At 37.1% G+C, this 19,688-nt stretch carries 19 protein-coding genes; 16 read left to right on the forward strand and 3 right to left on the reverse strand.

Going from position 1 to position 19,688, the window contains the following annotated elements; all coding sequences use genetic code 11:
- Positions 1-44: 44 nt before the first annotated feature.
- Positions 45-878 (reverse strand): DUF2911 domain-containing protein, encoded by an 834-nt coding sequence (locus IPM14_03095; protein ID MBK9097104.1) that lies wholly within the window; start codon positions 876-878, stop codon positions 45-47.
- 84 nt (positions 879-962) lie between these two features.
- Here IPM14_03095 and IPM14_03100 point away from each other — a divergent pair, with 84 nt between their 5' ends.
- Positions 963-1,511 (forward strand): hypothetical protein, encoded by a 549-nt coding sequence (locus IPM14_03100; GenBank protein MBK9097105.1) that lies wholly within the window; start codon positions 963-965, stop codon positions 1,509-1,511.
- A gap of 38 nt (positions 1,512-1,549) precedes the next feature.
- A complete protein-coding gene (locus tag IPM14_03105; protein MBK9097106.1) occupies positions 1,550-2,368 on the forward strand; it encodes a TonB family protein in 819 nt (272 codons plus the stop codon).
- Here IPM14_03105 and IPM14_03110 read toward each other — a convergent pair.
- Entirely contained in the window at positions 2,365-3,504 is a 1,140-nt protein-coding gene (locus tag IPM14_03110) for a 4-phosphoerythronate dehydrogenase (GenBank protein ID MBK9097107.1), read from the reverse strand. The two genes, IPM14_03105 and IPM14_03110, sit on opposite strands and share 4 nt — an antisense overlap.
- A 165-nt stretch (positions 3,505-3,669) precedes the next feature.
- Here IPM14_03110 and mgtE point away from each other — a divergent pair, with 165 nt between their 5' ends.
- The 8 genes from mgtE to gmd all read left to right on the forward strand — a co-directional run bounded on the left by mgtE (position 3,670) and on the right by gmd (position 12,004).
- On the forward strand, positions 3,670-5,049 hold the full coding sequence (gene mgtE / locus IPM14_03115) for a magnesium transporter (protein ID MBK9097108.1): 1,380 nt from the start codon (positions 3,670-3,672) through the stop codon (positions 5,047-5,049).
- A gap of 95 nt (positions 5,050-5,144) precedes the next feature.
- Positions 5,145-6,023 carry a glucose-1-phosphate thymidylyltransferase RfbA gene (gene rfbA / locus IPM14_03120; protein MBK9097109.1) on the forward strand — a complete coding sequence of 293 codons (879 nt, stop codon included), beginning with the start codon at positions 5,145-5,147 and terminating at the stop codon, positions 6,021-6,023.
- Positions 6,024-6,581 carry a dTDP-4-dehydrorhamnose 3,5-epimerase gene (rfbC, locus tag IPM14_03125; protein MBK9097110.1) on the forward strand — a complete coding sequence of 186 codons (558 nt, stop codon included), beginning with the start codon at positions 6,024-6,026 and terminating at the stop codon, positions 6,579-6,581. It begins immediately after the preceding gene.
- Between the two features lie 63 nt (positions 6,582-6,644).
- Positions 6,645-7,817, forward strand: coding sequence for a DegT/DnrJ/EryC1/StrS family aminotransferase (locus IPM14_03130; protein ID MBK9097111.1), 1,173 nt, complete (start codon positions 6,645-6,647; stop codon positions 7,815-7,817).
- Entirely contained in the window at positions 7,814-9,478 is a 1,665-nt protein-coding gene (locus tag IPM14_03135; GenBank protein ID MBK9097112.1) for a hypothetical protein, read from the forward strand. The genes IPM14_03130 and IPM14_03135 overlap by 4 nt, the downstream gene beginning before the upstream one ends.
- 11 nt (positions 9,479-9,489) lie before the next feature.
- Positions 9,490-10,458, forward strand: coding sequence for a GDP-L-fucose synthase (locus IPM14_03140; protein ID MBK9097113.1), 969 nt, complete (start codon positions 9,490-9,492; stop codon positions 10,456-10,458).
- Positions 10,459-10,497: 39 nt separating this feature from the next.
- Positions 10,498-10,836, forward strand: a complete 339-nt coding sequence (locus IPM14_03145; protein MBK9097114.1) for a four helix bundle protein — start codon at positions 10,498-10,500, stop codon at positions 10,834-10,836.
- Between the two features lie 40 nt (positions 10,837-10,876).
- Complete coding sequence (gmd, locus tag IPM14_03150; GenBank protein ID MBK9097115.1) at positions 10,877-12,004, forward strand: GDP-mannose 4,6-dehydratase; 1,128 nt, start codon at positions 10,877-10,879, stop codon at positions 12,002-12,004.
- 41 nt (positions 12,005-12,045) lie between these two features.
- Here gmd and IPM14_03155 read toward each other — a convergent pair whose 3' ends face one another.
- Positions 12,046-13,596: a PQQ-binding-like beta-propeller repeat protein gene (locus IPM14_03155; protein MBK9097116.1), complete on the reverse strand. Its 1,551-nt coding sequence runs from the start codon at positions 13,594-13,596 to the stop codon at positions 12,046-12,048.
- A gap of 322 nt (positions 13,597-13,918) precedes the next feature.
- Here IPM14_03155 and IPM14_03160 point away from each other — a divergent pair, with 322 nt between their 5' ends.
- The 6 genes from IPM14_03160 (at position 13,919) to IPM14_03185 (ending at position 19,593) form a co-directional block, all read left to right on the forward strand.
- On the forward strand, positions 13,919-15,391 hold the full coding sequence (locus IPM14_03160) for an OmpA family protein (GenBank protein ID MBK9097117.1): 1,473 nt from the start codon (positions 13,919-13,921) through the stop codon (positions 15,389-15,391).
- A gap of 29 nt (positions 15,392-15,420) precedes the next feature.
- Positions 15,421-16,704: a peptidase T gene (gene pepT / locus IPM14_03165; protein MBK9097118.1), complete on the forward strand. Its 1,284-nt coding sequence runs from the start codon at positions 15,421-15,423 to the stop codon at positions 16,702-16,704.
- A 99-nt stretch (positions 16,705-16,803) separates the two neighbouring features.
- Positions 16,804-17,070 (forward strand): four helix bundle protein, encoded by a 267-nt coding sequence (locus IPM14_03170; GenBank protein MBK9097119.1) that lies wholly within the window; start codon positions 16,804-16,806, stop codon positions 17,068-17,070.
- The gene (locus tag IPM14_03175) at positions 17,067-18,311 is read left to right on the forward strand and encodes a U32 family peptidase (protein ID MBK9097120.1); all 1,245 of its coding nucleotides are present in this window, start codon (positions 17,067-17,069) and stop codon (positions 18,309-18,311) included. Before IPM14_03170 ends, IPM14_03175 begins: the two co-directional genes overlap by 4 nt.
- A gap of 67 nt (positions 18,312-18,378) precedes the next feature.
- On the forward strand, positions 18,379-18,642 hold the full coding sequence (locus IPM14_03180) for a zf-TFIIB domain-containing protein (GenBank protein ID MBK9097121.1): 264 nt from the start codon (positions 18,379-18,381) through the stop codon (positions 18,640-18,642).
- A gap of 12 nt (positions 18,643-18,654) precedes the next feature.
- Positions 18,655-19,593, forward strand: a complete 939-nt coding sequence (locus IPM14_03185) for a calcium/sodium antiporter (protein ID MBK9097122.1) — start codon at positions 18,655-18,657, stop codon at positions 19,591-19,593.
- Positions 19,594-19,688 lie beyond the last annotated feature (95 nt).

Here is a 19,688-nt window from a genome sequence, read left to right on the forward strand (position 1 = left end):
AGATTCTTCAGTCGCTTCGCTCCTTCAGAATGACTTATAATTTTTTACTTTTTCCAGTCTTCCAACATCTTTTTCATATTGTCAAAATCAAACGGGGCACTTTCCATTTTACCACCAAGTGCAACTGCTTTTTCCATTGTAGCTATTGCTTCGTCTTTCATACCAAGTTTATTTTGAAGCTGAGCCTTAACTCTTGTATTCCAGTAAACTTCATTTATAAGGCAGGATGCTTCAGCCCATCTTAAAGCTTCTTCAAGATTTGTATTTGAATTCAAGCAGTACTGAGCAGCCTGGAAAGTTGGTGACCAGCTTAACTGTTGTCTCGCATTGCTGAGGAATAATTCCTGTGTGCTTGTCTCAACCTTGAAGGAAACTTTTAATTTGTCCCACATAAGATTTACATTAGCAGAATTATCGGTAACATCCGTGAAAAGAAAAGTCATTCTTTCCATAAAATGATGCTCTTCTGGTTTTGATTTAACACGCAGTACTTCTTTTTCTTTATCAAAATTTGAACTGCCATCTACTTTGGTATCCTTACTGAAAATAAATTCCCATTCGCTTTCTCCAGGTACTGTGTGAATTCCGTAAGTACCGGAAGGAAGATCGTTTCCATTCACTTTTACAGGATCGCTGAAAGTAATCGATGTAACTTCATTTGCACCGGTGCGCCAGATCTCGCCGAATGGAACAAGCTCCCCCCAGATTTTTCTTCCTTTCACTCCGGGTGAACTATAATCAATCTTTACTTCTGTAACGCCAATCATTTGTGTTACGGCTGCATCGGGACTCGGGCGCGGAGTTTTAACCTGCTGTCCGAATGCAATAAATGAAAAAATAAAAATAAGTGCCAGTGAAAGCTGAAATGTTTTAAACATTATTTTCTCCTTAGATTAGTTTGATAGAGGTTTGATTAAGTATAAATTTGGCTGCGAAATTAACGAGTGATTACCAGATAAACAATGCAATCGGAAGAAGAAAATAATAAAGATCTTGAGCTAAGCCTGAAAAAAGCGAATCCAAGCTCCGGGTGGGATAACACCAAAAGATGGATTCCTTCCTTAATTATACTGCCAATCTCAGTTTACTGGGTTCTGAATCGTGGTGAGTTCAGTTTGCTGGATAATATCGATCTCGTAATTCACGAAGCAGGCCACTTTTTCTTTAGTCTATTCGGAAAATATATTTATACTCTTGGTGGTACTTTAATGCAGATAATTCTCCCATCAATTATTGCCGCATATTTTTTCAGGAATAGTTACAGGACCGGAGTTCAGTTTGGTTTACTCTGGCTTGGACAAAATTTTATCAACATTAGCGTATATGCTGCAGATGCACAAGCAAGAAAGCTTCCTTTACTCGGTGGAAACAAAGTTTATCATGATTGGCATTACCTTCTTGGAGAAGTTGGTATACTCGAGTACGATTACCTGGTTGGCTACATATTCTTTGGAATCGCAATCGCAATATTTCTTGTTGCTGTGCTAATGCCTCTTTTAACTCACGATTAAATTGTATCTTTTCAAATAAAAAAACACAAACGAAGAGAATGTACAGGATATTACTAATTGCTTTTTTGCTGATTACTATTAGCGTCAACGCGCAAATTGACTCACTAATTTCATATCATAATAATGGAAAGATTGAGTCAATCGTTCATTTAAAGGACAAAGTTCGCGATGGTGATGCACGTTTCTTTTGGGAAAATGGAAATATTAAAGAAGAACTTTCTTACGTTAATGGACGGGTTGAAGGTCTGGTACGAAAGTACAATGAAAATGGAATTCTTAAGGAAATGTTCACCATTGAAAACGGAAAAAGAGAAGGACCAACCTCATTATTTGACAGTACGGGAAAATATATCGATGATATTTATTACGAAGAAGGAATATTAGTTGTTGATAAAATTGTTCTTGACACCGGAATTAAGCAGGAAGAAAAGAAACCGGAGGAAGTTGCCGAACTGAAAAAACAAAAAAAGCAGAACAAAAAAAAGCAAAGCAGCGATGATTTTGTACCGCCTACTGTAGAAGAAGAAAAAAATTATGAAGATGATCCTGCTTTCTACAAAACAGTTGAAGTAATGCCGGAACCTTATGGGGGAATGGACGCCATCTATAAAAAAATTGGCTATCCTGAAGATGCAAAAGATAATGAAGTCGAAGGCGTGGTTAAGATTTTAGCTTTAATTGACCGTGATGGAGAAGTTATCGACGCTCAGGTTGTTGAAGGAATTGGTTACGGTTGTGATGAAGCAGCAAGACTTGCGATTCTGTATCATCGCTTCAAACCCGGCTTGATAAAAGGACAAAAAGTAAAAGTGCAGATGGAAATTCCAATTGAATTTAAGTTGAGCGAAAACAACTAGATTAATTGTATTTTGAAGCGGAGTGATTCGAGAAACGGTCTCAGGTGTTCATCTTTTCCAGTAAGAAGAACGGTAAAATTGCTGAACTCTCTTCGAACTGGATAAGTTTTTCTTAGCTTATCAAAATAAGCTGACTGCTCATCGGCTTTGTAATCTGAAATTCGTCTTAATCGTCTGTCATCTTCTTCTATATTATAGATTGACGAAAGCAGTTTATATAATTTTACTTGGTCAGAATTTCCTTCCGACAGTGTCAATTCCGTTTTATCTAACGATGGTAGATCTGGTATCCAACCCAGTTTTATCCTTAAATGTTGGCAAAGTGCATTATGAATCATTTTAGTCCCGTTAACTTTTCCTTCAAAAGAATATCCTGCGATGTGAGCACTTGCAACTTTAGCTAAACCTAACAAGTCAAGATTAACACGAGGTTCTTCTTCCCAAACATCAAGTATTAAAAGAAATTTTTTCTTCTTGGTTTCTTCGAGAAGCGCTGAATTATCAATTACAGGACCTCTTGAAGTATTAATAATTATCGCATTCTCTTTTATCAGTTTCAGATTACTTTCATTAAGCAGATGATGTGTTTTATCGATTCCATCAACTGTAAGTGGAACATGAAAAGTAACGATATCCGCTTTTAAAATCTCTTCCAGACTTACATAATCTTTCCCGATTCCTGCACGTTCCAGCGGCGGATCGTTTTTCAGAACTTTCATTCCGAAAGATTCTGCAATTCTAACCATACGGCTTCCGATATTTCCGATTCCGACAATTCCAATAGTTTTATCTTTCAGACTAATGTTATTTTCAGAAGCAACCTTCAACAAAGCTGTAAAAACATACTCTGCGACAGAATCTGCGTTACAACCCCTTGCATCAGCGAATTTTATGTTTCTTTTTTCCAGGTAATCAAGAGCAATATGATCAGTTCCGATTGTTGCTGTTCCGATAAATTGAACTTTGCTTCCAGCTAATAAATTTTCATCTACTTGGGTAATAGAACGAACGATTAATACATCTGCATCTTTGATATCTCTGTTTGTAAGAGATCGCCCATCAACTAATATCACATCACCAAAACCGGAAAATGCTTCGCGAGCAAATGCTATATTTTCATCAACAATAAGTTTCATAAAGATTCAATAAATCTTTTCAAATTTAGTAAGAAAGATTAATGTACCTATGCTGTGTTTCATTATCTGATTGTTTTTACCTGATTATCAGATTATTTTTGCTCAACTCAAATCTATAATTATAGAATGTAATAATCTTAAAATAACAATCGGGAGGAATTTCCCATGCTCAGCAAATTGCTAATGCCAGAAATAGAGTCTCTTATTGCTGAGAGAAAACTAAGCATACTCAAGGAAATCCTTGCTGATTGGACACCTGCCGACATTGCCGACCTGATAATTGATCTTCCTGAACACGATAAAGTAATAGTCTTTCGCGTACTTCCCGTTGATCTTGCAACAGATACATTCGAGCATCTTGAATTCGATACACAGGAAGAACTTCTTAAAGCAATGGGTAATGAAGAAGTTGCTGCAATACTTAACGATATGTCTCCCGATGACAGAACAGCATTACTTGAAGAATTACCCGGTACGTCTGCAAAAAGATTAATTCAGTTATTATCAGCTGAAGAGAGAAAAATTGCCCAGACATTGTTAGGTTATCCGGAGAACAGCGTCGGTCGATTGATGACGCCGGATTACATCGCTATCAAACAGGATTGGACGGTTGGGGAGACACTTGACTATATTCGCAAAAACGGTGAAGACAAGGAAACTCTTAATGTAATTTATGTGATAGATGATAAAGGTAAGTTGATTGATGATATCAGAATCAGAGAGGTAATTCTTTCTCCATTGGATAGGAAAGTAATTGATTTGATGGACGAAAATTTCACAAGCTTAAATGTACACGATGACCAGGAAACTGCTGTAGAGGTTTTTAAAAAGTACGATCGCGTAGTTCTGCCGGTAGTTGATAATCACGGAATCTTGATCGGCATTGTTACTGTTGACGACGTTCTCGATGTTGCTGAAGAAGAAGCAACCGAAGATATTCAGAAGATCGCAGGTGTTACTGCATTAGAAGAGCCATTTCATACAATTCCGCTTTTATCTTTGTTTAAGAAACGAGTACTATGGTTAACGCTTTTATTCATAGCACAGATACTGACTGCAATAGCGATGGGATTTTTTGAAAATGAGATAAGCAAGGCCGTGGTTCTTTCGATTTTCATTCCGCTCGTAATTTCCAGTGGAGGAAATTCAGGTTCGCAGGCAGCAACACTTGTTATCAGAGCAATGGCTGTTGGGGAAATTACTCTGTCTGATTGGTGGCTGATAATGCGTCGTGAAATTCTATCTGGTCTAATGCTTGGCAGCATTTTAGGAATTATCGGTTTTCTGCAGGTTGCAATTTTAACGAATGTTTTTCACGTTATTTCTTCTCACTGGATACTGATTGGTATAACGGTTTTCTTTTCGCTTATTGGAATTGTTCTCTGGGGAACGATCTCCGGCTCAATGCTTCCGTTTATTTTGAAAAAGCTCGGTGCTGATCCTGCAACTTCTTCAGCGCCATTAATAGCAACTCTTTGTGATGTAACAGGGCTTGTAATTTACTTTTCAGTGGCAGTATTGGTTTTAAGCGGGACTTTACTGTAATTCTTATAAATTGAATACTGCGAATCTTAACTAAAACTTGAACTTTCTTCTTATATTTGTTCCCTGATGATTAATCAAAACTGCAGAAAGTCTTAATGAATAAAACAAACGTAAAAGGGATAATTCTCGCTGGCGGCTCCGGTTCCCGGCTTTATCCAATAACCAAAGTTTACAGCAAACAGCTTGCACTAATTTATGATAAGCCACTCATTTACTATCCTCTTTCAATTTTAATGCTCGGCGGGATAAGAGATGTGCTCATCATTTCAAATTCAGAAACAATTCCTCTGTATCAAAAACTTTTTGGCGATGGGAAAAATCTCGGAATGAATTTCGAATATGTAATTCAACCCGAACCGAAAGGAATTGCACAGGCATTTATTCTTGGTGAAAAATTTATCGGGAAGGATATGTCCTGTCTTATTCTCGGCGATAATATTTTTTATGGAAAGCTTGAATTTTTCTACAAAGCACTTCAAGCTGAAAAAGGCGCAACAATATTCGGCTACAAAGTAAACGATCCTGAGAGATATGGAATTGTGGAATTCGATAATGTCGGTAAAGTAATTTCCATCGAAGAAAAACCCTCAAAACCAAAATCTCATTATGCTGTTCCCGGTTTGTACATTTATGATAACCGAGTAATTGAGATTTCTAAAAATTTAAAACCTTCTGCTCGTGGTGAACTGGAAATTACTGACGTTAATAAAGCTTACCTTGAAATGAATGAGCTTTATGTTGAAAAAATCGGAAGAGGGGTTGCGTGGCTGGATACCGGAACACCCGAAGCATTACTTGCTGCTTCAAATTTCTTTGGTGTAATTGAAGACAGACAGGGATTAAAAGTTGCGTGCATTGAAGAGATTGCGTATCTGCGCGGATTCATTGACAGAAAACAATTTGAAAAGTTAGTCAGCGAAATCCCGAAATCACTTTACAGAGAATACCTGGAAAAAGTTGTCGCGGAGTCTTAGTTGAAAATTTCTAAAACAGAAATTACCGGATTACTTATCATCGAACCGGATGTTTTCAATGATGATCGTGGCTACTTTTTCGAGTCATACAGCAAACAGCGGTACGAAGATTTTGGAATACCTGATGATTTTGTTCAGGATAATTATTCTAAATCAAAGAAAGGTACAGTCAGAGGTTTGCATTACCAGGTTGGAGATAAAGCGCAGGGAAAACTTTGCCAGGTGATAGAAGGCGAAGTTCTTGATGTTGCAGTTGATATTAGGTTTGGTTCGCCGACTTTCGGAAAATATTTTTCAATTATTCTTAACTCAGACAAGAAAACTCAACTGTGGATACCAACAGGATTTGCACACGGATTCTCCGTTCTTTCCGATGATGCAATCTTTGCTTATAAGTGCAGCAACTACTACAGCAAAGCACACGAACGATCCATCCTGTATAATGATGCTGATTTGAATATTGATTGGAAAGTTGATAGTCCTATTGTTTCAGAAAAAGATTTGAAAGCTAAAAAGTTTAAAGACATTGAAAAGGATTTTTTTTATAATCAGGAATAATTCTGTCCTGTGGTTATTCCCCCTAATTTTAAATAATTTTAACAATTAAAAATCGGAAAGTATATGAAAGTCCCACTGCTCGATTTAAAACCACAATATCATTCACTTAAAAAAGAACTTGACGACGCTGTACTCCGTGTTGCCGAGTCGCAGTATTTTATTCTCGGACCCGAAGTCGAGAATATGGAAAAAGAGTTTTGTCAATACTTAAAGTGCAAACATGCAATTGGTGTTTCCTCTGGAACGGATGCTCTTCTTCTTGCTTTAATGGCAATTGATATAAAACCCGGTGATGAAGTGATCGTTCCAACTTATTCTTTCTTCGCAACAGCCGGTGTTGTTTCCAGATTGAATGCTGTGCCGGTATTAACTGATATTGATCCCGTTACATTCAACATTGATCCGGAAGATTTTAAGAAAAAAATAACACCAAAAACCAAAGCTGTCATTCCTGTTCATCTTTATGGACAGAGTGCCGATCTTGAACCAATAGTTAAAATTGCAAAAGAGAAAAACATTTTTGTAATTGAAGATGCAGCACAAGCAATCGGAACAGAATACAAAGATGGAAAGTGTGTTGGAACAATTGGAGATATCGGATGCTTTTCATTTTTCCCGAGTAAGAATCTTGGCGGATACGGCGACGGCGGATTGGTTACAACAAATAACGATGATCTTGCATATATGCTTCGAATAAAAAGAGTGCACGGAGGAGAGCAGAAATATTATCATAAAGTTATCGGTGGAAATTTCAGGATTGATGCCTTGCAGTCGGCTGTTCTGAGAGTGAAACTTCCACATCTGGACAAATGGTCAGAAAAAAGAAGAGCGAATGCTGAATATTATAACAAGCTATTTAAAGAAGCAGGCCTGGCTGAAGAAACAGGAAAAACAAAGTTTGATGAGAAGAATAAAGTTCTTCTTCCAAAGGCATCGTATAAAAATGTTTCCGGCCTCAAAAATTATCACATTTACAATCAATATATAATCAGAGCTCAGAACAGAGATGGATTGAAAAAATTCCTCACTGAAAATGAAATCGGAAATGAAATTTATTATCCTGTTCCATTTCATCTGCAGGAATGTTTTGTAAACCTGAATCATAAAAAGGGTGATTTCCCCGAATCGGAAATGGCCAGTGAAACTTCACTTGCAATTCCAATTTACCCCGAGCTTTCTAAGGAACAGCAGGAGTTTGTTGTCCAGAAAATTAAGGAATTTGTTCACAGTAAATGAAGTCGCTTGCAAAAATATTTTTGGTTTCGCTTGTTATATCATTTGCCGGTTTGACCGAAGCGCAGGTTGTGTATGAGCCATTATATGAAGACGTTTATAATTTTTTGAGAAGGATAAGTCAGAAAGGTATTATTGAGTTCGATGATCTTATCAGACCATTACCAAGAAGTTATATCAGCAGCAAACTTCTGGAAGCTGATTCACTATCATCACAACTTACACAGTTAGAACGTGATGAATTGAAATTCTTTTTAAAAGATTATCATCACGAACGCTGGCTGAGTGATGGCAACAATAAGCAAACAGAACATCTTGATTATTTTGGATTTGATCCCGCTGACAGATGGAGAATGTTTTCTTATGGCGGTGATGGATTTAAAATAAATGCTGAGCTGATACTTGGTGCTGAAATTGGTTCCGTTAAAGAAGCAAAGCAAACTCACTTCTGGAATGGAATATATTCATACGGTTATATCTATGATGTGCTGGGATTCAGCTTTGACTTCAGAGATAATACTGAGAGCGGAACGACGATTGATAAAATGAAAATATTCACTCCGGAAACTGGAGTTAACGCCCGAACAGATTTGAATACCTACGATTATTCGCCGGACAAAATGGAATACAGCGAAGCCAAAATGATGCTCGCAACCAATTGGAGCTGGGGAAGTATAGCTGTCGGGAAAGAATTTTTAGAGTGGGGTTATGGCGATAACGGTTTGCTTGTGATGTCACAAAAGGCTCCATCATTTCCATTGATAAGATTGGATATTAATCCTGTCGAGTGGCTCAGCTTTAATTACTTCCACGCGTGGTTATCTTCAGATGTTGTCGACACAACAAGTTTTTATCCAACTGAAAATGGTGACTATGCATTTTCGTTCAGGAATAAATATCTCGCTTCTCATACATTAACAATTAAGCCGACAAAAGGACTGGATCTTTCAATCGGTGAATCAATAGTTTATGCTGATCAGCTCGAGTTTTTATACTTAATTCCGATAACATTTTTCCGGTTAGCAGATCATTATTTAAGCAGACAGGCTAATTCGGCTGGAAGTAATTCGCAGTTCTTTGCTCAGTTAAGTTCAAAAGGACATATAAAGAACACTCACCTTTACGGTACATTATTTATAGATGAATTCACAATAAATGGAATAGGTGATCCAGCCACTGAGAAAATGCAAATTGGATTTACACTTGGAAGTTCAGTCACCGATTTACTGATTGATAACCTCACACTTAAACTTGAATATTCAAAAATATATCCCTACGTTTATCAGCATTACATAAATACTACAACTTTTGAAAGTAATTCGTACGTGTTAGGTCACTGGATGAATAACAATGCTGATCAGATATTTGGTTCAGTAAAGTACAGATTTATAAGAGGACTCGAGGCACTTGTCTGGGCAAGATATATCCGGCAGGGCGAACGTGCAGATGAAAGTCAGCAGTTTGTTTTGCCTCAGCCGCCGTTTCTGTTTGGGTTGAGAACCAACTATACTTACTTCGGTGGTCAAGTTAAATTTGAAATTCTCCATAATCTTTTTGCCCGTGCGAATTACCAGTATATGAAAACCTCGAAGCAGCAGGAAGATTTGAGCTTTGTTGATGAAAGTAATAATGAATTTTATTTCGCTGTTTATTATGGATTGTAACTAAAGTTCAAATGACCAATCAATCAAAATATTTTAATAAAAAAATTTATGTTGCGGGACATACAGGTATGGTTGGTTCTGCGATCACTCGTGAGCTTGAAAAACGTGGCTACAAAAATTTATTGTTGAAAAACTATCCCGGACTCAATTTAATCAGACAGGAAGAAGTAGAAAAATTCTTTAAAGAAGAAAAACCTGAAGTTGTGATTGTAGCTGCTGCAAAAGTCGGCGGTATTCTTGCGAATAATACTTACCGAGCTGAATTTATTTATGATAATCTGATGATTGAAGCGAATATCATTCATAATTCGTACAAATCAGGAGTTGAGAAATTGATTTTTCTGGGAAGCTCCTGCATTTATCCAAAGCTGGCGCCCCAGCCGTTGAAGGAAGAATATCTTCTTTCAGATTATCTTGAATTCACAAACGAGCCATATGCGATTGCAAAGATTGCCGGAATAAAGCTCTGCGAAAATTATTTCCGACAGTATTGTTCCAACTTTTATTCAGTGATGCCGACAAATCTTTACGGGCCAAATGATAATTTTGATTTGCAGACGTCCCACGTCTTACCGGCTTTTATAAGAAAATTTCATGAGGCGAAAGAAAAAAACGAAAAAGAAGTAGTAATCTGGGGGACGGGTAAACCTCTTCGTGAATTTCTATTCGTCGAAGATCTCGCCGATGCAATCTTATTTTTAATGGAAAAAGTAAATGCAAAAGTTCTTTATGAAAATGGAATTTCGCATTTGAACATCGGAACAGGTAAAGATTTGACAATACTGGAACTTGCAAAGCTTGTTGCTGAAATAATTGGTTTTAAAGGAAAAATTGTTCACGATTCATCAAAGCCGGATGGAACTCCGCGTAAATTACTTGATGTTTCCCGGATAAATTCGCTCGGATGGAAATACAAGACGGAGTTGCGAGAAGGAATTGAAAAAACATACCGGTGGTACCTTGAACGCAGAAGTGCTTAATTAAAAATTAAAAATGAAAAATTAAAAGGTTTTTAATTAATGGATGAAGGGCTTGGTGAGAGATTATTTAGATTTACTATTGATGTGTTAACTTTCCTCGGTTCATTACCGAAGAATCCGGAATCTCAAGTAATAAGATATCAATTGGCTAAAGCTTCAAGCTCATCAGGAGCAAATTATGAAGAAGCTCAAGCAGCATCCTCAAAAGCAGATTTTGCTAATAAAATGAAAATAGTTTTAAGAGAAATGAGAGAGTCAAATTATTGGATAAGAGTTTGTATTGCTTTGAAATTTGGCGATCAGAATAAAGCTGGCAAATTAAAAACCGAATCTGGTGAACTTAAAAATATTCTTGGTTCAATTTGCAGTAAACTATAGTTCATTTTTTTAATTTTTAATTTAACATTTTTAATTGCCTATGAAACGCGCATTAATCACTGGAATAACTGGCCAAGACGGAAGTTATTTAACAGAAATACTTCTTGAAAAGGGTTATGAAGTCCACGGAATAATTCGTCGAAGCAGTTCCTTCAATACTGGAAGGATCGATCATCTTTATAACGATCCGAAAATCCTGAACAAAAGAATGTTCCTGCATTACGGCGATCTTGTTGATACAAGTAACTTGAATCGGCTACTCGAAAAAATTGAACCGGATGAAATTTATAATCTTGCAGCACAAAGTCACGTAAAAGTTTCGTTTCAGATTCCGGACTACACGGCACAGGTTGATGCACTTGGTACACTAAGATTTTTAGATGCAATCCGTGAAGTCGGATTAAAGAAAGTTAAGTTCTATCAGGCATCGACGAGTGAACTTTACGGAAAGGTACAGGAAGTCCCGCAGAGTGAAAAAACTCCTTTCTATCCTCGCTCTCCTTATGGAGTTGCTAAGCTTTACGGCTACTGGATAATTGTAAACTACCGTGAGGCTTACAACATCTTTGCTTCAAACGGAATTCTGTTTAATCATGAATCACCGAGAAGAGGTGAAACCTTTGTTAGCAGAAAAATAACCCGCGCTGCTTCACGCATTGTTGCTGGGTTGCAGAAAGAATTAACTCTTGGAAATCTAAATGCAAAACGTGACTGGGGCTTTGCACCAGAATATTGCGAAGGAATGTGGAGAATTCTCCAGCACAAAGAAGCAGATGATTTTGTTCTTGCAACAGGTGAGACAAAAACCGTTCGTGAGTTTGCAGTGTTGACTTTTAAGAATCTTGGAATTGAGTTGGAATGGAAAGGAAAAGGTGAGGATGAAAAAGGCTTTATCAAATCCATCAATCTTGAAAAAGCCAAAAGGCTTATCAATTATTCTTCTAACAAAAAATCTTATTTAAAAGATTTTACAACGAAGCTGAAAAAGGGTGATACGCTGGTTGCTATTGATCCTGTTTATTACCGACCAACCGAAGTTGATCTTCTGATTGGCGATCCATCGAAGGCAAAAAAAGTTCTTGGCTGGAAAGCAAAAACAAAATTTGAAGATCTTGTTAAGCTGATGATTAAATCTGATATGGAAAAAGTTTTTAGAAGAGGTTTTTAAGATATGCCAGATTTTGGAAATCTGGCATATCTAAATGCCGTTTACTTTAGAAGAATTAATTTCTTCGTTTCCTTAAAGTTACCTGAAGTAAGAGTGTAGAAATATATACCGCTTGCAAGATCTCTGGGTTGAAAAATCACATCGTAACTTCCAGCTTCTTGGTATCTGTCAAGAATTAATGCAATTTCACTGCCCATTAAATCATAAACTTTTAGTGTTACCCTTTCTGATTGTGGAATTGAATACCTAATGTTTGTCGTTGAATTAAATGGATTAGGGTAGTTTTGGTAAAGTTGATTGGTTTTGAGTTGCATATTCATATCATTAATAGAAGTTACGGTGTCTCGTATTGCTATCAATGATTTAATATTTTCTAGTTGCGTTGAAACACAATGTACTCCTAGAAATAATGTGCCATCCGAAGCAATTGCACCTGTGTTATCTACTTGTTGAATAGACTCAATAAGTGGTAATTTCCATTTTAATGATCCTTCACTTGAAATAGCATAATAACTGGTACCAAATGTTGAACCAAAATAAACCGTACCTTCTGAATCACAAATTAATGGTTGCCAGAAATCATCGCTTTCATATTCGTCGAGTATATATTTCCATCTGAATGCCCCATTATGACTTAAAGAGAGTAGCATACGATTGTATTCGCAGCACGTTGTATCAAGTACTATAGCATATAAATTCCCCGCCGAGTCAATGGTTGGTATTGAATAAAAGTCCAGAGAACCTATTTCCTGAATGAAGTATCGCCATCTGATATTACCATCTGGCGATAACGAATAAAAATATTGAGGAATTTCTCTCGGAATAAAATAAATATTTCCGTTTGAATCAACCATTGGTGCTTTCATTATTTCACCTGAGCCGAATTTCCACTTAATTGAACCATCAAGGTTCAATGCATATAAATTTGAATCAACACCGGGGATATATATTGTACTTCCATCCGTTGAAAATACAGGTGATTTAAATGCAAAACCATTATCATACATAACTTTCCAATTAAGCACTCCATCTGGATTGATAGAAATTAACTCACCTCTATCCGGTTCTCCTGGGGTAAATATAAAATTTGTTATATATATGTTTCCCAATAAATCAATATTAGGGATGGAATTTTCAGTCACAAATGCAGATGTATTATAAATCCATTTTAATGAACCGTCAGAATTTATGGCATATAGATAACCATCACGGGAACCGAAATAAATTGTATTACTCGAATCAATTAAAATCCCTGATTCGGGTGCACGGTTACCACCAGTTTCATAAACCCAATTTACTTGTCCACTTTGATTAAATGAATAAAAAAAATCAGAAAGATAATAGTATGAACCAAAGTACAAATTTTCGTCAGCACCGATTACTGGTCCGGAAAAAATACCATAAGGCATATCGACAGTCCAAGCAACTGATGCCGATTGAGGTCCTTTATACAGTGAACGTCCAGTAAACTGAGGATCGTGTTTTATCATCGGCCATGGTGAGTCTGCAAGTGTTGGCCAGGGGACATTAACTTGTTGTTGTGCATTTATTATTCCTATTATCAATGAAATTATTGTAAAAATCTTTTTCATAATTATTGCCTCGGATTTATTTTTAGAGAAAGTTTACTATAACATAAAAGAATTGTAGGAGGGGGAAGCATTTCATCTTCCTCCCGCAGAGAGAGAGAGAGAGAGAGAGTTAAATATCGTGCCACGAAAATATTCATCAGGTATTAATCCCGAATTAATTTCTTTTAAAACTTAGGAATTGAATTATGGAAAGTCAAGAATAAATTATCTTCTTGCATCTTGATTTCTTTACAAATTCTTTATTTGTTCAACACTTTAACTTTTTTAGTTCTTCGTTTCCAGTTAAATTTGTAACAATTATATAAATTTTAACGGAACAAACTTGACTAAATTTACCTTCATTATTTTACTTATTGCTATACTTTCATCCGAATTCAATTACTCACAGACTGCAAAGACACAAAGATATAATCCATTCTCAGGCACAGTCGTTTTTTCAGTTGAAGGAGGAACAACTCTCGCCAGCACAGATTACAGTGGGCTCGGTGTTGATTACCTTGGCAGACTTTCAATTGAATATTTTTTCCCTGCCTGGACAAAGAGTGGATTCGGCATTAGAGCATTTTATAACGCAGGTTTTCTTAAAGGAGGCGATCCGAATCTCGATCCGCAGGAATTCAGAACTAACATTTCAACAATCGGTGCAGGTGTAATTATTGACTTCAGCCTAAACGATATAGCTTTCCCATATTTCTTTGCAGGAATAGCGAGCTTATCATTCAATCCTAAAGGTGAAGGCGGTGTCAAACTTCCCAACAACGAAGCAGGATTATACAAAACATCCGAAGTAAATTATCTTGGAGAACTTGGTATTCGTTTTCCTGTGACAGAAAATCTTTCACTCAACTTAAACGGAGGTGTGCAGATTTCCCCGAACGATTGGCTTGATGATAAAGCAGTTGGTGTTGGTAACGATATGTTCTTCACTGCAATGGGAGGAATTTCATATTCTTTCTTGACGGAGTTTGATACTGATGGCGATGGTGTTGTTGATTCAAAAGATATGTGCGCAAACACTCCGGCGGGAGTCAAGGTAGATGAGTTTGGCTGTCCGTTTGATTCAGATAAAGATGGAATTCCCGATTATCTTGATGAATGTCCCGGCACACCGCAAGGCGCACCTGTTGATAAAAAAGGTTGTCCGCTGGATTCTGATAAAGACGGAGTTCCTGATTACACTGATCTCTGTCCCGACACAACTCCCGGAGTAAAAGTTGATGAGTACGGCTGTCCGTTTGATTCTGATGGTGATGGCGTTCCTGATCATCTTGACAGATGTACCGACACTCCTTATGAAATTCAGGTTGATAAAAACGGCTGTCCTGTTGATGAAGATCTTGATGGCGTTCCTGATCATCTGGATCAATGTCCCGGAACTTTACCCGGAGTTCAGGTTGATGAAAACGGATGCGAGCTGGTAATAGCACCACCTCCGCCTCCGGTTGATCTCAACCAGCTTGTTCTGAGTTCGGAGACGAGCTTTGAATTTAATAGTGCTCAATTAAAACCGGCAGCATATCCTGAGCTTGATAAAATGCTTGAGCAGATGAAAAAATATCCATTGTCCCGATGGAGAATTGAAGGACACACGGATAATGTTGGTTCGGAAGAAGGAAACATTAAAATGTCGAAGATGCGTGCGGAGTCAGTTCTGAATTATTTTGTTTCAAGAGGAGTACCGCAGGTGAGATTTGAAGTTGTCGGTGTTGGAAGCAAACAGCCAGTTGCTGATAATGCTACTCCTGAAGGCAGAGCAAAAAACAGAAGAGTAGAAATTAAAAGAGTAGATAAATAACAATCTTAATTAGTAATCCCGGAGGAACTATGTTCGATCCAAAATATAAATTTATTTGTGTTGATCGTTTTTTAAATTATGTAAAATACGATACTCAATCAGATGAAGAATCAACTTCATTTCCAAGTACGGAAAAACAGAAAAAACTTTCTGCCGATCTTGCAAAAGAATTAAAAAAGATGGGCTTGAAAGATGCAGCAATGGATAAGTGGGGCTACGTGATGGCAACACTGCCAGCAAATACAACTAAAAAAGTACCACCAATTGCTTTCATTGCTCACGTTGATACTTCACCTGCAGTTACCGGAAAAAATGTAAAACCAATCATTCATAAAAAGTATAAAGGCGGAGATATAAAGCTGCCTAAAGAAGGAAGAGTAATTAAAGTAAGTGAAAATCCAGATTTGAAGAATATGAAAGGCTTCGATATCATCACAACAGATGGCTCAACACTTCTCGGTGCAGATAACAAAGCAGGTGTCGCAGAAATTATGGATGCAGTAAATTATTTGTTGGCTCATCCTGAGGTAAAGCATGGTCCGATAAAAATTTGTTTCACACCCGATGAAGAAGTCGGAAGAGGAACAGAAAAAATTGATTTGAAAAAGCTTGGTGCAAAATACGCATACACAGTTGACGGCTCAAGCAGAGGAGAAGTTGAATCTGAAACATTCAGTGCTGATATGGTTGTGCTCAAGTTTATCGGGAAGAATATTCATCCCGGTTATGCAAAAAATCAAATGATCAACTCAATTAAGATTGCTGCCGCATTTATGGAAAGCCTGCCAAAGAAATTTCTTTCACCGGAGACGACAGAAAAGAGACAGGGTTACGTTCACTGCACAACTATAAACGGTATGGAAGAAGCAACAACGCTAAAAATTATTATTCGTGATTTCGAAACTCCAAAGCTGAAACAGTACGAAGCTCATCTCGAAAAACTTGCAAAGAAAGCTGTTGCAAAGTTTCCTGGTTCGAAGTATGAGTTTAAAGTTGTCAACCAGTACAGAAATATGAAGGAAGTACTAGTTAAGCATCCACAGGTTGCGAAGTATGCAGTTCAGGCGATGAAGAATCTCGGAATAAAGCCAATTATGCATCCAATCCGTGGCGGAACAGATGGTTCAAGATTATCGTTTATGGGTCTGCCTTGTCCAAACATCTTTGCAGGCGAGCACAGTTTCCATTCACAGCTTGAATGGGTTGCTGTTCAGGATATGGAAATGGCGGTGAAGGTTATTGTTGAGATTGCGAAGATTTGGGAGAAACGAGTAGTTGGTTGTGGGTTGGGGGGGGGGGGGGGGGGGGGGTGATAAAACGATGGAGGAGTTGGTGGTTTTTTAAATTGTTTTTGGGAGGGGGGTGGGAGTGGGGGATTTTTTTTGGTTGGTTGGTTTTTTTTTAAAAAAAAAATGGGTGGTCAACTTTTAAGAGCAATTGATAGCGTTGGTGCAAATATTTCTGAAGGATATGGAAGAGGAAGCAAAGTTGATAATGCTCGATTTGTAAAAATAGCCAGAGGATCTTTGTTCGAGTCGAAGCATTGGCTTAATATTTCGCATAGAAGAAAACTTCTGTCTGATAATGAGTTTAAAGAAACTCTTGATGAAATTGAAAGTCTTCTTCCTCGATTGAGTGCTTACATAAATTATCTTACTAAGCCTTCAACTTCAAAATGACCAAGAACCACCAACTACCAACTACTCACCAACCACCAGAACTAATGGCTCCCGCCGGAGATTGGACAATGTTGCGAACTGCTGTTAAATCTGGCGCAGATGCAGTTTACTTCGGTGTGGATAAGCTGAATATGCGTGCCAAAGCAAAAAACTTTTCTGTTGAAGAGCTTCCTGAAATAGCAAAGTTTTGCAGATCAAAGAAAGTAAAAAGCTATCTCACTCTAAATACAATTGTTTTTGAAGATGAGCTTACTGAAGCTGAACAAATAATCAAAGGGGCAAAGAAAGCGAAGATAGATAGAATAATCTGTTCAGATTTAGCCATTGCTGAGCTGTGCAAAAAAAATAAAATGCCTTTCTGTATTTCCACTCAAAGTTCAATTTCAAATTCACTTTCAGCATCAGTTTATAAAAAACTTGGTGCGGTTAGAATTGTGCTAGCACGTGAATGTTCACTTGAAGAAATAAAAAAGATAAGAAAGAACACTAAGCTTGAAATCGAAGCGTTCATTCACGGTGCTATGTGCATTGCTGTCAGCGGAAGATGTTTTATGAGTCATCATCTGTTTGGACAAAGTGCAAACAGGGGCGAGTGCATTCAGCCTTGCAGAAGAGAGTACGAGGTTTATGACACTGCAACAAACAAATCAATTTTAGTTGGAGATGATTATGTTCTCTCTCCAAAAGATCTTTGCACAATTGAGTTCATCGATCGACTGATTGAAGCTAAAGTTGATTCATTCAAAATTGAAGGAAGAAAAAGAGCTCCCGAATATGTTGCTACGACTATTTCAGTTTATAGAAAAGCAATTGATCTTTATTTCAAAAAGAAACTTACATCTGAAAAGAAAAAAGAATTTCTGAAAGAACTTGAAACAGTTTATAACCGGGGTTTCTCAAGTGGATTTTATTTTGGCAAGCCATCTTCTGACGATTATGCAGGAGTTGAAGGAAGCAAAGCAACAACGAGAAAAGTGTATGTTGGTAAAGTTCTAAACTATTTCAAGAAGCCGAAAGCTGCACACATTCTTCTTGAATCCGGAAAGATCAGATTGAAAGACAAAATATTAATCATTGGAGAAACTACGGGTCTGCTCGAAATAACTTTGGATAAAATTTTTGTAAAAGAAAAATCTTCAAAGACTGCTCAAAAGGGAGATGAAGTGACTTTCGTTACTTCAGAGCTTGTCCGCAGAAATGATAAAGTTTATCTGGTTGAAAACATCATCCAATCTGCTTAAAAGATAAAGCTAAAGGAACTTTTTTAATCAATTTTTTGTTTTTCTTTGAAAAAAATTAGGAGAAAAAATGAATTGTCCCGTTTGCAAAGAAAGTGAATTAGTAATTTCCGAAAGACAAGGAATTGAGATCGATTATTGTCCGAAATGCCGTGGTGTGTGGCTGGACAGAGGAGAGCTCGATAAAATAATTGAAAGATCTGTAAAGTTTGATGAACCCGATCAAAAGTTTTTTGATAATGATAGAAAATACGATGACCGTAAAAAATACTCGGATGATTATTATAAGAGGAATAAGCGAAAATCTTTCCTTGGTGAGATTTTCGATTTTTAATTTATGACTTTTATAGAAACATCGCTTTATCTCGCTGGCGGATTAATCTTTCTTTTCATTGGTGCAGAAGGATTAATACGTGGCTCTTCAGCACTTGCACTTCGGGTTGGTATTACTCCGCTAGTTGTTGGATTAACTGTCGTTGCTTTTGGAACAAGTACACCTGAACTCGTGGTGAGTTTAAAAGCAGCGTTGATCGGCAACAGTTCAATCTCACTCGGAAATGTTGTCGGTTCAAACATAGCAAATATTGCATTGATACTTGGCATTGCTGCTCTGATCAGGCCGCTTGATGTTCACGCAAATGTAATCAGAAGAGAAATTCCAATTATGATAGGACTAAGTATTCTGCTGATTGTTCTTTTACTTGATGGAGAGTTGAATTTAATTGATGGAATAATTTTCGTTGCTGGAATAATTACTTATACGATTGTGAATATTTCGATGGCTCGAAAAGAAAAAAATGCCGAAGTAGAAGAAGAATTTAAAGAAGGATTGAAAACCAAACTTGGTGTTCAGGTTTCCATAATTTTCGTAATCGGCGGATTAGGATTAATGATATTAGGTGCGAACTTATTTGTGACAAGTGCAATATCGATTGCAAAAGCGATTGGAGTCAGTGATGCAATCATCGGATTAACCATTGTCGCTGTTGGAACAAGCTTGCCTGAACTAATAACATCAATAGTCGCAGCATTTAAAAATGAATCTGACATAGCAATCGGAAATGTTGTAGGTTCAAACATTTTTAATATTCTTGGAATACTTGGAATCACAGCGTTGGTGATACCGCTAAGTTCTGAAGGTATTAGTTACATTGATTTTGGAGTGATGCTTTTTACTGCTTTGATTCTTCTGCCACTCAGCAAAACAGGATTTAAGATTTCAAGATTGGAAGGACTCTTTCTTCTAACAGGATACATAGTTTACATTTATTATTTGCTTCCTTGAGTCATTTTTAGTCAGTAATTGACATCAAAGGTGAATTCTTATTCATTTTAACTGACAGTATTCCGTTGATTTAACTTTTCAATTCAGTACATTTC

The sequence above is a fragment of the bacterium genome (assembly GCA_016716565.1).
Taxonomy (GTDB): domain Bacteria; phylum Bacteroidota; class Ignavibacteria; order Ignavibacteriales; family Ignavibacteriaceae; genus IGN2.

Excerpts from the sequence above, each read along its gene's own strand:
- IPM14_03095 (MBK9097104.1), bottom strand. The coding sequence starts at position 878 with ATGTTTAAAACATTTCAGCTTTCACTGGCACTTATTTTTATTTTTTCA.
- IPM14_03100 (MBK9097105.1), top strand. The coding sequence starts at position 963 with ATGCAATCGGAAGAAGAAAATAATAAAGATCTTGAGCTAAGCCTGAAA.
- IPM14_03105 (MBK9097106.1), top strand. The coding sequence starts at position 1,550 with ATGTACAGGATATTACTAATTGCTTTTTTGCTGATTACTATTAGCGTC.
- IPM14_03110 (MBK9097107.1), bottom strand. The coding sequence starts at position 3,504 with ATGAAACTTATTGTTGATGAAAATATAGCATTTGCTCGCGAAGCATTT.
- mgtE (MBK9097108.1), top strand. The coding sequence starts at position 3,670 with ATGCTCAGCAAATTGCTAATGCCAGAAATAGAGTCTCTTATTGCTGAG.
- rfbA (MBK9097109.1), top strand. The coding sequence starts at position 5,145 with ATGAATAAAACAAACGTAAAAGGGATAATTCTCGCTGGCGGCTCCGGT.
- IPM14_03130 (MBK9097111.1), top strand. The coding sequence starts at position 6,645 with ATGAAAGTCCCACTGCTCGATTTAAAACCACAATATCATTCACTTAAA.
- IPM14_03135 (MBK9097112.1), top strand. The coding sequence starts at position 7,814 with ATGAAGTCGCTTGCAAAAATATTTTTGGTTTCGCTTGTTATATCATTT.
- IPM14_03140 (MBK9097113.1), top strand. The coding sequence starts at position 9,490 with ATGACCAATCAATCAAAATATTTTAATAAAAAAATTTATGTTGCGGGA.
- IPM14_03145 (MBK9097114.1), top strand. The coding sequence starts at position 10,498 with ATGGATGAAGGGCTTGGTGAGAGATTATTTAGATTTACTATTGATGTG.
- gmd (MBK9097115.1), top strand. The coding sequence starts at position 10,877 with ATGAAACGCGCATTAATCACTGGAATAACTGGCCAAGACGGAAGTTAT.
- IPM14_03155 (MBK9097116.1), bottom strand. The coding sequence starts at position 13,596 with ATGAAAAAGATTTTTACAATAATTTCATTGATAATAGGAATAATAAAT.
- pepT (MBK9097118.1), top strand. The coding sequence starts at position 15,421 with ATGTTCGATCCAAAATATAAATTTATTTGTGTTGATCGTTTTTTAAAT.
- IPM14_03170 (MBK9097119.1), top strand. The coding sequence starts at position 16,804 with ATGGGTGGTCAACTTTTAAGAGCAATTGATAGCGTTGGTGCAAATATT.
- IPM14_03175 (MBK9097120.1), top strand. The coding sequence starts at position 17,067 with ATGACCAAGAACCACCAACTACCAACTACTCACCAACCACCAGAACTA.
- IPM14_03180 (MBK9097121.1), top strand. The coding sequence starts at position 18,379 with ATGAATTGTCCCGTTTGCAAAGAAAGTGAATTAGTAATTTCCGAAAGA.